General features: G+C 43.4%; 14 protein-coding genes. 5 read left to right on the forward strand and 9 right to left on the reverse strand.

Annotation, left to right across the window (positions count from 1 at the left end; translation table 11 throughout):
• Window positions 1–20: 20 nt before the first annotated feature.
• Entirely contained in the window at window positions 21–518 is a 498-nt protein-coding gene (locus GSQ19_RS03540) for a molybdenum cofactor biosynthesis protein MoaE (RefSeq protein WP_104010064.1), read from the forward strand.
• 101 nt (window positions 519–619) lie between these two features.
• On the opposite strand, the gene GSQ19_RS03545 is transcribed toward GSQ19_RS03540, so the two are convergent.
• From GSQ19_RS03545 to trxA, 7 genes are all read right to left on the reverse strand, one after another.
• On the reverse strand, window positions 620–1,429 hold the full coding sequence (locus GSQ19_RS03545) for a peptidoglycan-binding protein (RefSeq protein ID WP_011321416.1): 810 nt from the start codon (window positions 1,427–1,429) through the stop codon (window positions 620–622).
• 214 nt (window positions 1,430–1,643) lie between these two features.
• Window positions 1,644–2,645 carry a M23 family metallopeptidase gene (locus GSQ19_RS03550; protein WP_011321417.1) on the reverse strand — a complete coding sequence of 334 codons (1,002 nt, stop codon included), beginning with the start codon at window positions 2,643–2,645 and terminating at the stop codon, window positions 1,644–1,646.
• Between the two features lie 431 nt (window positions 2,646–3,076).
• Entirely contained in the window at window positions 3,077–3,940 is an 864-nt protein-coding gene (locus GSQ19_RS03555; RefSeq protein WP_011321418.1) for an isocitrate lyase/PEP mutase family protein, read from the reverse strand.
• A gap of 147 nt (window positions 3,941–4,087) precedes the next feature.
• Window positions 4,088–4,801 (reverse strand): SDR family NAD(P)-dependent oxidoreductase, encoded by a 714-nt coding sequence (locus GSQ19_RS03560; RefSeq protein WP_224311698.1) that lies wholly within the window; start codon window positions 4,799–4,801, stop codon window positions 4,088–4,090.
• 252 nt (window positions 4,802–5,053) lie between these two features.
• Window positions 5,054–5,719: a nitroreductase family protein gene (locus GSQ19_RS03565; RefSeq protein WP_011321420.1), complete on the reverse strand. Its 666-nt coding sequence runs from the start codon at window positions 5,717–5,719 to the stop codon at window positions 5,054–5,056.
• A 102-nt stretch (window positions 5,720–5,821) separates the two neighbouring features.
• Window positions 5,822–6,919, reverse strand: coding sequence for an alkene reductase (locus GSQ19_RS03570; protein ID WP_011321421.1), 1,098 nt, complete (start codon window positions 6,917–6,919; stop codon window positions 5,822–5,824).
• Window positions 6,920–7,053: 134 nt separating this feature from the next.
• Entirely contained in the window at window positions 7,054–7,386 is a 333-nt protein-coding gene (gene trxA / locus GSQ19_RS03575) for a thioredoxin (protein WP_010996030.1), read from the reverse strand.
• A gap of 77 nt (window positions 7,387–7,463) precedes the next feature.
• Here trxA and GSQ19_RS03580 point away from each other — a divergent pair, with 77 nt between their 5' ends.
• From GSQ19_RS03580 to GSQ19_RS03595, 4 genes are all read left to right on the forward strand, one after another.
• Complete coding sequence (locus GSQ19_RS03580; RefSeq protein ID WP_011321422.1) at window positions 7,464–7,802, forward strand: ArsR/SmtB family transcription factor; 339 nt, start codon at window positions 7,464–7,466, stop codon at window positions 7,800–7,802.
• 119 nt (window positions 7,803–7,921) lie between these two features.
• On the forward strand, window positions 7,922–8,170 hold the full coding sequence (locus GSQ19_RS03585; RefSeq protein ID WP_041456487.1) for a hypothetical protein: 249 nt from the start codon (window positions 7,922–7,924) through the stop codon (window positions 8,168–8,170).
• A 110-nt stretch (window positions 8,171–8,280) separates the two neighbouring features.
• The gene (locus GSQ19_RS03590) at window positions 8,281–10,521 is read left to right on the forward strand and encodes a CHASE2 domain-containing serine/threonine-protein kinase (protein WP_011321424.1); all 2,241 of its coding nucleotides are present in this window, start codon (window positions 8,281–8,283) and stop codon (window positions 10,519–10,521) included.
• A 39-nt stretch (window positions 10,522–10,560) separates the two neighbouring features.
• Window positions 10,561–11,586 carry a VOC family protein gene (locus GSQ19_RS03595; RefSeq protein ID WP_011321425.1) on the forward strand — a complete coding sequence of 342 codons (1,026 nt, stop codon included), beginning with the start codon at window positions 10,561–10,563 and terminating at the stop codon, window positions 11,584–11,586.
• 75 nt (window positions 11,587–11,661) lie between these two features.
• Here GSQ19_RS03595 and GSQ19_RS03600 read toward each other — a convergent pair whose 3' ends face one another.
• On the reverse strand, window positions 11,662–12,012 hold the full coding sequence (locus tag GSQ19_RS03600; protein WP_011321426.1) for a DUF1257 domain-containing protein: 351 nt from the start codon (window positions 12,010–12,012) through the stop codon (window positions 11,662–11,664).
• Between the two features lie 142 nt (window positions 12,013–12,154).
• On the reverse strand, window positions 12,155–13,666 hold the full coding sequence (ycf46, locus tag GSQ19_RS03605; RefSeq protein WP_011321427.1) for a stress-responsive protein Ycf46: 1,512 nt from the start codon (window positions 13,664–13,666) through the stop codon (window positions 12,155–12,157).
• Window positions 13,667–13,752 lie beyond the last annotated feature (86 nt).

The following is a 13,752-nucleotide window of genomic DNA, read 5'->3' on the forward strand; positions in this document are numbered from 1 at the left end:
TCAATTGATATTTTATGACTATGGAATCAGTGCTGCCATCTACACCCATTGTTGCAATTAAACCCAAAATTGAAGATAGTTTTGCTATCACTTTCGCACCTTTATCTCTAGAAGAAATTTACGCTCTAGCCGATGACTCTGCTAACGGTGCGGTAGTAGTAATGAGTGGAATGGTTCGCAATCAAACTGACGGAAAACCCGTACTTGCCTTAGAATATCAAGCTTATGAACCAATGGCGTTGCGTGTATTTTATCAAATAGCAGCAGACATTCGCTCGGCTTGGCCTGCTGTCAATCGGGTAGTAATTCATCATCGTATTGGACGTTTGCAGGTAGGACAAATCAGCGTTTTAGTAGCTATTGGTTGTCCCCATCGTAGTGAGGCCTTTGAAGCTTGTCGCTATGCAATTGATATTCTGAAACATAACGCCCCCATTTGGAAAAAAGAACATTGGCAAGATGGTTCTAGCACTTGGGTAAGTATTGGTGCTTGTGAACAGTCAGGACAAAATTGCTAAAATTCCCGCAGTGCTTGTCTATAGCAGTGTTTCGTCTAGGTAAAAACTTACCCCACAGCTTCTAAACTATGGGGTAATGGCAACGATTTTCGCTAACTTTATTAACTTCTTAATAAGGCGCTGCGAGTTTCTGGCCCAACTACACCATCTACACGTAAACCATTATTGGCTTGAAACTCACGCACTCGGCGGACTGTTACCGTACCATAATATCCTGTGGGTTCCACACCAAGCGCTCTCTGTACTTCGGAAACTGCTGAACCGCGAGAACCAAAGCTTAGTGTTACAGGGCCACCGATTGGTGGTTGGTTTTGGTTCCCTCTAAACAGTGCGTTGCGGGTTTCTGGGCCGACGATACCATCTGCACGTAAGCCATTATTGGCTTGAAACTCGCGCACTCGCCGAGCTGTTACTGCACCATAATACCCTGTGGGTTCCACACCGATCGCTCTCTGCACTGCGGAAACTGCTTGTCCACGAGAACCAAGGCGCAGTGTTACAGTTCCACCAACACCAGGGCCGGGTTGAGTTGGACGGCCGCCAGACATTCCACTCACCCATCTAGCTGCTACGTATCTGTTACCAGATAGGCGAGCAAAACCGTTGACGTTACCAGTGGAATTGATTTGAGTTCCGTTAGGGATACAGTCTACGACTTTGGCATTGGTGCTAGGAGAGGTACGCACATTTAGACAACTGCCGTTAGTACGCACGTATGCTGCCAAAGCACCATTAACTTGAGTTAAGGCTGTAAACAATACCATCAAGCCAGCTACAGACAGCCAAGCGGAAGACTTGAGCAATTTGCCCCAGCTAAAATCAAACTTTGGTAGTTCATATTCGAGATATTCAGTCTGACCATTTGCCTCTTGGTTAGCAATGACCATAGAGGAATAAGCAATAAATTCCATTGGTGAACACCTTATGACTAACAGCTAAAAGATGAGAATAAATACCAGATTTGTGTACTTTATACTACTGATCATAAAGTCTTTTCCCTTTATGTATCAGCAAAAAGTAAGAAAATTTATAAAAACAATTGTCGGCACGTTTTTTATCATTGATCAAATTTAAAGAAATATCAGCAAATACTCATCTTTTTACTCATAGTTAACCAGAATGTTTTTATTTATTAGAAGTATAAAAACTATCGGTACGTATCTGACTACCATTACGCCAAATTTCCACTTGTTCCGGACTAACTACGTAAGAGAAACTACCATTATCTGCCTGATATCTATCTTTACCAATACTCCAAGCTGGTATTTTGACGGGTTGGGTTGGATTTTGTTTCAACTCACCAATATAAAACAATTGCCCATTTTCGTTGCAGACTCGGACTACTATGTTTTTTGTCTCACCTTCAAGCAGCGTTAAACCACTGCATCCCGTATCAGTAACTATTGGTGCAAAGGCTACGGGAATGTTTTGTGCGGGTGAAACTGGCTGTTCTATGGGGATGGGGATGGAGGGAGTAGGGGAAGAATTATTTTCAGGTTTGCTTGGGGGATTTTCCCGTACTCGCCTGATTTGATTAACTTTAGCAGTATTACTAGCAACAGGTTGTGAGGGAATTTTGTTGGCGGTAGCAGATGCTAAAACAGTCATTGGGTTAACCGCTACTTTCCCATTGGGATAATATTCAAAGTGTAAATGTGGTGCAGTACTATTACCTGTAGACCCCATTTCCGCGATGATTTGTCCTTGTCTCACTTGTTGACCTTTGCTGGCTAACAAACGGCGATTATGTCCGTAAACAGTGACGCTACCATTGGGATGTTTAATTTCGATAGCATTACCTAGTCCCCATTCATCCCATCCGGCTTTAACCACTTTCCCAGTCGCCGCCGCGAAAATGGGTGTTCCAGATGGGCCGGCAATATCAATTCCTTCATGTTGATATTTGCGAAAGCCTTGGGAAATATATCCTTGCGTAGGCCAAATCAAGTTAGTACTAAGAGTTGGAATAGGAATGGCTATAGGTTTTTGTGGAATTTGAGAATTACCTGCTACTTGAGTTGAGGCACTAGTATTTGTACTGGGGACTGCAATTAAAGAGGCTAAAGTAATACATACATAACTAAAGCAGCGAAGGATAGTATTTTTTTTGGCTAGTTTTAAAAGCATAAAAAATTTTTCGGATACATAATTGATATTCGCTATTTCATGCTCATGCTGGAATTATCAGGGAAGTTTTTGGTCAAATTTATAACTTTAATAGATACCTTACATAAAATGGACGGACGCTGTACTCTGAAAGTGTCACGGTAAGTTAAATTTATCAGAAAGACCTAAAAATAAGGCTTATTTAATAGAGTACCCACAATTTAGAAGGAAAATTGAAAATAGATAGTGGGTAAAAGGGGTGTAAGGGTATAGGGGTATAAGGGTATAAGGCAATACGCTTTATTTCAGATATAGGAAAAAATCACAAAACCTCGATACTGCTGGGTTTTGTTGTTTGAATGTTACTCCACTCAAGGTAATCTTCTGAGCTTGCAGGCAAGATGCTGATTCTAGCTAATCTTGCCATAGTCGGGAAATGATAATTATTTGACTTAGGATTTAAACTTTTGTTCCATTTGCAGAAATTGGGGAACGCCGACAAGGGCTTGAAAATCTTGAAAGTTCACTATGTCAGTAAAATTAGCTGTGGTTCCCTGTTCTTTGATATGACTTAAGCAAGCTGTTAAAGTTTGCGTTACTGCCAATAAACCAGTAAGGGGGAAAAACACGATTTTAAAGCCTAAATCTTGTAGTTCTGATGCGGATAGTGGGGGAGTTTTGCCGCCTTCAACGATATTGGCTACTAGGGGTGTGTGGGGGAAAGCTGAAGCGATCGCTTTCAATTCTGCCACAGACTGGGGAGCTTCCACAAATAGTATATCTGCGCCTGCCTCAATGTAAGCATGACCACGGGCGATCGCTTCCTCTAAACCCAATGGACCACGGGCATCGGTACGAGCAATAATGACTAAACCACTGTCACCCCGCGCCTCTACTGCTGCACGAATTTTGCCAGCGTGTTCAGATGTGGGTATAACTCGCTTCCCTTCAAAATGTCCGCACTTTTTCGGCCATTCTTGGTCTTCTAACAATACGCCCGCCACGCCCAACTGCACAGCATCCTTGATAGTCCGCATCACATTTAAAGCATTGCCATAGCCAGTATCTAAATCGGCAATGAGGGGAACACTCACAGACTGAGCAATACGCCCCACACTGTAGAGCGCTTCCGTAGCTGTGAGAAAACCGTAATCTGGCAAACCCAAAGTAGATGCAGCAATACCAAAACCACTGGTAGCCACGACATCAAAACCGATATTTTCAGCCAGTTTGGCACTCAGGCAATCGTAGATACCAGGAATTACAATAATTTCAGGATTTGCAAGTAACTGCCGCAGTTTGTGGCTAGAAGACATATAACATTACAACTTACGCAACAGTTTGAGGATACAGCAACTCATACCAATTCAAAATTCAAAATTTAAAAAATCAGATGCTATCTGGGTTTTACTTGAATTCAGTGAATTGGTATAACCACTGACACGCGCTCGCGTAATCAACTTTTAGAAACGCTCAACCCAAGGACGTAGCTCTACTTCCCATGTCCAAGCGCTACGGGGTTGGCGGAGAATGTTGAGATAGGTTTGAGCGATCGCATCTGGGTCTAGGGTACTATCAGGATTGTCTGCTGGATCTTGGCGCTGACTAGAGCGAATTGCCCCATCGATGACAAAATGAGCTACATGAATATTCTTAGGTGCAAGTTCTCTGGCAATACTCTGGGCTAAACCACGCAGGGCAAACTTACCCATTGCAAAGGGTGCCGACTGGGGATAACCTTTGACACTAGCTGAAGCTCCGGTAAAGAAAATAGCACCACTACCCTGCTGTAACATTCTTTTGGCTGCTTCTTGGGCTACTAGAAAGCCTCCGTAAGCCGAAACTTCTAAAGTTTTCGCCACATCAGCAGGGTCTAGATCAATTAAAGATCCCCGCACTCGCCAACTGGGATTATAAACAACCACACCAGGGGAACCTAACTTATGATCAACATCAATAAATAACTGCTTTACCTCATCTGGTTTGACTGCATCCGCAACAAAACTAACTGCGTCAATTTCACTACTCAACTGCTCTAGTTTATCTATTTGTCGAGCCGCTAAAGCTACTTTAAATCCTTCTTTGGCAAACAGGCGAGCAATGGAAGCGCTAAGTCCACTACCTGCTCCTACTATTAAAGCTGTTGTTGGCATGGGTTGAATTTTTCTAAAAGTCAAAAATTTTTAGCCAGTATATATAGGATTCATACTTGATTTCTAAAATCTTAAGTAGGGGAGCCACTGCGCCCTTACGGGTTCCCCGATAACGCCAGTGGCCTTACCTACAGATACTTAGATTTTGATGCGCCAGCACAGGCTACGCCAACAATAATCAAATCGGACTCCTATAAGCCTCAAATAGCATTTGCTTTTGCCTTGTGTCTGTATTCGTCAGGACGTACTCACAAAAATTTTCCCCCTCCCTACTCCCTAACCTACATAGGGATTATCAATTCTGTCTACAGAGACATTGTTAGACAATGGCAGACGACCTGGATTTAAACGTGGTTCTGCTGCATAGCCTACAGGAACTAAAACAGCGATCGCTAAATCAGGATTATCCGCCGCACCAATTACTTCTTTCACTTGGTCTTCAATCCAGCCGTTCATAAAGCAGGTGGATAAGCCTAAACTTTCTGCTGCTAATACCAAATGGGTAGCAGCAATAATGGCATCTTTAATCGCATATTCCCGGCGCTTATCTCCCAGTCCTGCTTGAAATTGGGGAATAGCATTTTTAAAATAATTCACAGTCCCTTCATTCCAAGCCCCAGTGGCTAACGCTGTTTCAAAAACCGGGGTTAAGTCTCCTTCGCCGACGCTGGAATCGGCAGCGAAAACAAAAGTTACAGGTGCTTCGATAATTTGTTTTTGGTTCCAAGAGGCGGCAGAAAGGGCTGCTTTTTGCGCCTCATCTTGAACTAAAATAATTCGCCAATCTTGAATGTTAAAGCTACTGGGTGCGGCTACAGTCAAGTCTACTAGTTGTTTGAGTAATTCTGGGGCAATGGGGTCTGTTTTAAAAGTTTTAATCGAGCGACGTTGAACTATAGCGCTGGGTACATCTAGCGGTTGAATTTGGGTGATGGTACTCATGAGATTCTCCCGTATGATTGATGATGCTATGAAAAATAACTGACAACTGAAAAGCGCAGCGCAGTAAAAGTTTACCTGCCAGTAGAGTACAAGAATTAATCGCTATTTGCTAGCAACTTCTAAAAATGGATAATCTGTATAGCCTTTTTCACCACCACCATAAAAGGTTGTGGGGTCTGCCTGATTGAGTGGTGCGTTCACCTCTAGGCGTTCAGGTAAATCAGGATTGGAGATAAACAGCGTCCCAAAGGCAACTAAATCTGCTGCTTTGTTGGCTATGACAGTATCGCCTTTTTCACGGGTATAACCACCATTAACAATGAGTGTACCTGTAAAGCGATCGCGTAGATGGCTAGTAGGTACAATTGTGCCACCATGTCTGATGTCTGCGTCTATAGCTTCAAAGATATGTAAATAGGACAGATTGAAGCGGTTTAATGCTTGAGCTACGTAACCAAAGGTTTCTAAAGGATGAGAGTCACGGATATCGTTAAATGTCCCACTAGGCGATAGTCTGACTCCTACCCGTTGGGAATCCCACACACTTGTTACCGCCTCGGTTACTTCTAATAAAAGTCGGGCGCGATTCTCAATCGCACCCCCATACTCGTCTGTACGTTGATTCGTCCCATCCCTGAGAAACTGGTCAATTAAATAACCATTCGCAGCATGAATTTCTACACCATCAAACCCGGCCGCTAGGGCGTTTGCTGCCCCTTGGCGATATTGTTCAACAATGCCGGGAATTTCTGATGTCTCCAAAGCGCGAGGCGTAACATAGGGTTTCTTGCCTTCATAAGTTAACACCTCACCTTTAGGCGCAATGGCTGAAGGTGCTACAGGTAATTCTCCATCTGGTTGCAAGTCAGGATGAGATATTCTGCCGACGTGCCACAGTTGCAGAAAAATTCTGCCACCTTGCTGATGTACAGTATCAGTTACTAGTTTCCACCCTGCTACTTGTTCTGGGGAATGAATGCCTGGTGTATGGGGATATCCTTGTCCTTGGGGTGTCACTTGGGTGGCTTCGGCAATAATTAATCCTGCTGAAGCGCGTTGACCATAGTAGATAGCATTAAGTTGATGTGGTACATTGCCCTCACCAGCTCTTTGTCTGGTTAAGGGAGCCATCACTATCCGGTTAGGTAATTTTAGTTCTCCTAATTGGTAGGAAGAGAATAGGTTGATGTTGGTAGACATAATCTCAGTTTCTCGTAATTGGGGTGTGGATACTGGGAAGATAGAAGCAGGGAGCAGAGGAGAGTTCTTATACAGGTTATTTCCCCTTTGCCTCTCTGCTTCATCAAACACCTGAAGCTTGTGATAAATGCGGGTTACGCTTCTTGAATATGCTGTGTTAAAGTCTTAGTCAATGTGGTCTTAGAAACAGCGCCTACTACTGTATTAACTTGCCTTCCTCCCTTAAACACCATTAGTGTAGGAATGCTACGAATTCCGTAATGACTGGCAACAGTGGGATTTTGATCTGTATTCAGTTTTACCACTTTCACTAGTCCTTCGTATTCGCTAGCCACTTCATCCACAACCGGCGCTACCATCCGACAAGGGCCGCACCAAGGGGCCCAAAAGTCCACGAGAACTGGAACGTTGCTATCCAGAACTTCTTGCTTGAATGTGGCTTCTGTAACATTTGTAATGGATGACATATTACTTGCCCCTTAATTCGTTTATTCGATATTATCGAATAATGAAAATATAATTCATTTTCAGAGATAATGCAACTATGAGATTTCTGTATCATCCAGACCGAAAAGATATTTCTTTACCAGGAGTGCTGTATGCCTTAGGTGATCCAGCACGATTGGAGATTGTGCGGTTGTTAGCAAGCAAGGGGGAGCAGTGTTGTGCTGAGTTTGATTTTGCGATCGCCAAATCCACTATGTCTAACCACTTCAAGATTTTGCGAGAATCAGGAGTAGTTCTGACCCGTAAAGAAGGGACACAGCACATCAATAGACTGCGGTATGAAGACCTAGAGGCTTTGTTTCCTGGTTTATTGGATGCAGTATTGCGATCGGCTCAACCGTTGTTGACTTGTCAACAGTCAGTAATTGTTAAATAATATCGATTCTCTCGGATAATTTTGAAACCATTTTCTAAGAGTTGTGGTTAAATTGAACATCAAGTATCATGCAGGCTATTTACCCTATTAGTAGAGATGCTTGCAGGGAGGATGGAAGAATGAGGGTTTGGCTTGCTTGTTTTGTGTTTTTGTTTGCCCTAGCAGAGTTATTTGATTGGGTGAAAGGATTTGCCCTACCATTACCCATTTACATCCTTGGTGGGGCCTTCTTGGCTGTTGCTTCCAACTATGACAAGATTATTGGCTACTATTTCACCGATGTAACCATTAATGCTTCACTCGAAGAACCTCAGTTAAATTTACCCTCCCCAGTTTCTAATTTGGTTGAAGAAGATGAAGGGGCGTAGGTAGATGAATAACTAATGACTATCGATCGCCTGTAGCCAGTAAATTGCTAAATTAAAGAAAGCTCTAGTTGGTCAGCTTGTAACAAAATTTTGGCTACTGCCCCAATCCTGTGATTATTGGAATATCAAACAAACTCCGCGCTGCTTTCATTAAGGATAAAAGTTACCGTGACACTGCTGTTAACAAGAACTGGTGGCAAATAATTTTAGTCACTAGTTTGGGAGTCACGGCTTTGGTGTGGGGAGTTAGGGAACTGAAATGGTTACAGTCTTGGGAATTAAAAGCTTATGATCAGATGTTGCGATCGCGTCCTGCTGAACCACCTGACTCACGAATTTTACTAGTCACAGTTACTGAAGAGGATCTAGCAAAAAAAGGTTGGAATTTAGCTGATGATACCATCAATCGACTGTTAACTAAACTCGCATCCTATCAACCCCGTGTCATTGCTCTCAATCTATACCGACCAGAGCAGACAAATCTAGGGGCAGGGCTGGAAAATCCCACCAATATTATCAGCGCCTGCTTATCAAGCAGTATGGGTAGGTCAGAAGTACCACCACCGCCAAATTTCCCGCCGGAGAATATCGGCTATAACGATGTGATTTCTGATATTGAGGAAGACCAAGTTGTTCGCCGTGCTTTGGTGTTTTCTGAAGCCAATGATAGTAAATGTGCGACACAATTCTCAATTGCAGCTTTAGCCGCAATTACATACCTAGAACAAACAGGTATTCACGTCGATTTTGAAAAACACCAATTTCATCTTGGTAAAACCGCCTTTCCCATCCTGACACCTAATTCCGGTAGTTACAAAGGTGTGGATGCTAAAGGTTATCAAATATTACTCAATTATCGTCATCCTAATCATTTAGCGCCAACATTCACCCTGACAGAAGTTTTAAACAACCAAGTTAACCCTAACTTAGTCAAAGACCGTTTGGTAATTATTGGCACCACTGCATCTAGTATTCATCCAGGTTTATATACACCTTATAGTGCCGCAAAAGGGCAACCAACCAGAACCCCATCAGTTTTTATACATACACAAATCGCTAGTCAGCTACTGAGTACAGTATTAGATGGACGACCTCTGATTTGGTACTGGCCTGACTGGGCTGAATTGGTTTGGCTGTGGGCTTGGTCATTAGTAGGTAGCATTTTGGCGTGGCGGCTCAAGCATCCTTTACTAGTCGTCGTAGTTTTAGGTATAGCCTTAACGGGTTTAGTAATAATTTGCGCTGGTTTATTTCTGGACGCTGGGTGGATACCTTTAATTCCACCAGCTTTAACTTTAGTTATGAGTGGAGTGAGTGTGATAATTTATAGGACTTACCGCACTCAGCAACAAACTAAGGTAATCATGTTGCAAGTGGAGAAACAACAAGAGGTAATTGAGCAGTTAAACATCCTCTTGAACGAAGCAACAGCAATAGCAGATACTACAGCGTTCTATGACCAACACTCTCACCATGATTCTGTTGTGGTCACACCCAGAAAAAAAGCTGATGATTTATTATTGGGTGGTCGTTATTCCATTTCCAGTGTACTGGGTGCTGGTGGATTCGGTCGTACATATCTAGCACAAGATACTCAAAGACCAGGGAATCCTACTTGTGTGGTAAAAAAGTTAATGCCAGCACGCAAGGATACAAAGTTTTTGCAAGTAGCACGGCGTTTGTTCATTACAGAAGCAGAGATTTTAGAATCTTTGGGTCAGCATCAGCAAATTCCGGCGCTGCTGGCTTATTTTGAAGTGAATGAAGAATTTTATTTAGTAGAACAGTATATTGCTGGGCATACTTTGTATGAGGAATTACCACCTGTCACAGGTTTACAGAGTGAAGCTTTTGTTATAGAAATGCTCAAAGGAGTTTTAGAGGTTTTGGCATTTGTACACGAACATCGGGTAATTCATCGGGATGTCAAACCAACTAATATTATTAGGTCGGCGGAAGATAATCGCTTAGTATTAATCGATTTTGGTGCAGTCAAGTTGATGCAGCCACCAACTGATCAAAAAACAGAATTAGCTACGGTAGCCATCGGGACACGCGGTTATGCACCACCAGAACAATTTGCAGGACATCCCCGTTTGGCTAGTGATATTTACGCTGTGGGGATGATGGGGATTCAAGCACTCACGGGAATATTACCCCAAGAACTTCCACCAGACCCGGAAACGGGAAATGTGATGTGGCGGAGTCATGCCACAGTTAGCGAAGAACTAGCACTAATTTTAGATAAGATGGTGCGTTATCATTTTAGCGATCGCTACCAATCTGCTGCTACTGTCCTACAAGATTTAAATCGCCTTTCTAGCTTGATACAGACATCATCCATTTCCTAAAGTGTAGACTAGTTTAGGCAAGATCAATATGAATTTGGCATGACTCAGGGGCAAGAAACAGCGATCGCAGGTATATATGAAGTATGTATAGGCGTTCCCGATCCCATTTTTGCGATTCAATATTGGGAGCAATTTGGCTATCGTATCGGTCAAGTCGGTGAATTACCCCAAGCCGCCGCCTATCAATTGTATGGGGTAAATTCTGGTTTGCGATCGATTCGCTTGTATCATCAAAATGCAGATCATGGTTTGATTCGGTTGATGGTTTGGCAAAGCCCCACAAACCCAGGGTTGGGTTTATCTTCAATGAAAATTAAGGGTAATCGCTGGGCTACTAGCTTAACTGCTGATATATTAACAGTCTTAAATCACGCAGAAGATGCAAAATCATCTGGTTGGGCGGTGAGATACAGTTACCCTTATTGGGAAGTCATTTATAACAAAGAGAGAAAAAGCCGTCCTTTTATTGATCAAGCTGTGGGAGTGAGGGAAATGTTACTCTTGCAACCCTTGACTCGTCAGGTATTGTTCCAACGGTTTGGCTATACTCTACCCCATTACGGAGAAATTCACCAAGCTAGCACATTTAAGACCAGTCAGTTTACCCATATGGGTATTATTGTTCAAGATGACAGCAAGGAAAGTCTGAAATTTTATGAAGAGGTTTTGGGTTTGTTGCGTGTGCGTGATGATGTGGAAACTAGTTATGAATCTTCACCAGCCGGTCGGGATTTATTTGACCTGAAACCAGGGGAGAAGTTTATTGTCACTACCTTTGATGACCCCCGTTCTTCCCAGTCTGACTTTATGGCTGCACGTAGTGGGAGACTTTATGTGATTCGCTTTCCTGAAGCCATGAATTTAGAGTCACGCTTTGAAGCCGCCCAGCCTGGTAGCTTAGGGATGTCTCTTTATACTTACCGTGTGCGTGGATTGGCAACATATAGCGATCGCATCAAGTCCAGTCCTGTACAAAAGTTTACCACCATTATTGAAAATGAATTTCGAGAAAAAAGTTTCTCTTTCATTGCGCCAGATGGTTACTTTTGGAATTTGCTGGAGTAGAAGAAGTATAAAAAAGCGGGCTAACCGCTATGATGTGGTTAACCCGTGCAGCTTTGGGAACGCGCAGAGAAATTGTTATTGCAATACCAACTTCACATTGGCGTTTTGTAAACCGCGCTGTTTTACTTCAGCCAAGGTTTTGTTAACAGCATATTTTTGGTTGATGGAGTTGATCAACTCGGTTTGGTTGTGCTTTTTAGCAACGCCCCACAGGTCAGCGATTAGGTCAAAAGAACCATCGCTGTTGCGAGACCAACCTAGATCATATTCGCCGTCCAAAACTGCAACGATGTCGGAGCGAACGCGCTGACCATTGTAACCACGAACATCAGCTTCAGTCTTTACGCTGATGCCCAGGTCGCGCAAGGAAGCTTTGAGGATTTCGGCATCGGTGATTTTGGTGCGGAGAGTGCTAAAGTGAGACATTTGGGTTTCCTCCAATGAGAAGATTGAGAAAAAGGACAACGTTTTTTTTCAGGGAAGCCGCGCATAATGTGGGAGCGGCTTTTTTCTCGTAACTGCTAGCTTTTTTGGCTAGCCTTTCCCCCTGGGTTAGCAGGGAAAGCTTTTAAAACTCCATGCGCTGGTATTCAGCGACGGAGGCTGCGGCGGGTCTTGCCCTCTGTCTAGCCCAGTCTCTTAGGGCTGTTACCTGTTCTTGCATCGTGCGAGACAGTGGCAATGTAGCTTTAAGCGCAGCAATAATATCTAATTGGGTGAACTCGCGGTCTTGGGCAAAGGCTTCGTACATTGCCGCAACTAACGCTTGTTCAATTTCTGCCCCGGAAAAGCCATCGGACATCTTGGCGAGTTGCTCCAAATCAAACCGGGTGATGTCTTCACGGCGTTTATTCAGGTGGATCTTGAATATATCACTCCTTTCTTCAGGTGTGGGCAGATCCACAAAGAAAATTTCATCAAAACGACCTTTCCTCAAAAATTCCCCAGGTAAGCGTTCGACTCGGTTGGCTGTCGCCATAACGAACACTGGAGATTTTTTCTCCTGCATCCATGTGAGGAAAGAACCAAATATTCGGCTGGATGTACCGCCATCGGAATCACCAGAACCTGAACTACCAGCAAAGGATTTATCCAGTTCATCGATGAAGAGAATGGCTGGTGAGATAGATTCTGCTGTTTTCAGGGCATTACGCAGATTAGCTTCACTCCGCCCCACCATTGAGCCGTCGTAAACTCGCCCCATATCCAAACGCAACAGTGGTAAACCCCACAGGCGGGATGTTGTTTTGGCGATTAACGACTTACCGCAACCAGGAACCCCTAAAATTAACATCCCTTTTGGTTGGGGTAAGCCATACTCTCTAGCTCTTTCTGTGAACGCATTTGAGCGTTGTTTGAGCCATTTTTTTAATTCTTCTAAGCCACCTACAGCATCGATGGTTTCATCTTCTTCGATGTATTCTAAGATGCCATTACGCCGAATTAGTTGCTTTTTCTCAGATAGAACTATATCTACTTCTTCTTCGGTTAAACGCCCTGTAGTTACTTGGGCTTTGCGATATACTTTCTCAGCTTCATCTTTGGTTAAGCCCAAAGCTGCTCTGAGGAGCTTTTCCCGCGCTTCTGTGGTCAAGCGTCTGCCACGACTCTGGTCTAGGTGGTGAGTTAAAACTTTGTTTAACTCAGACATATCTGGTAGTTTGAAATCTAGAACGACTACTTCTTTTTCCAGTTCTATAGGTACTTGCTGCATCGGCGACATCAAAATGATGTTCTTTTGCATACCCTTGAAGCTGGCGATCGCATCTCGTAATGATCTTGTAGTCGCGGGAGCATCAATAAATGGATGTAAATCTTTAAGAATAAATATACCAGGTTCTTTCTGCCGGATGATCCAGTCTATTGCTGCCTCTGGCGAGACAGTATTATGTTGACCGACATTCCGGGGTTGACCATACTCCACGATGCCATGAGTTACTGTCCAAACAAAAACTCGGCGTTGGGGCCTTAACACTTGGGCGATTGTGGAAATTGCCTGCTCTGCCCGCTCTTCCTCGGAGGTCACAAGGTAGATTAGTGGGTATTGAGCTTGAATGAGAATGTTGAGCTCTTCTTTCATAAATCGACCTTCTTGAGACCCTAGTACAGTAAAGACATCGTTTTGTTGGTGACAACAACAGAATTATGACTTCCTTATCTAATTCC

Source organism: Trichormus variabilis 0441 (assembly GCF_009856605.1).
Taxonomy (GTDB): domain Bacteria; phylum Cyanobacteriota; class Cyanobacteriia; order Cyanobacteriales; family Nostocaceae; genus Trichormus; species Trichormus variabilis.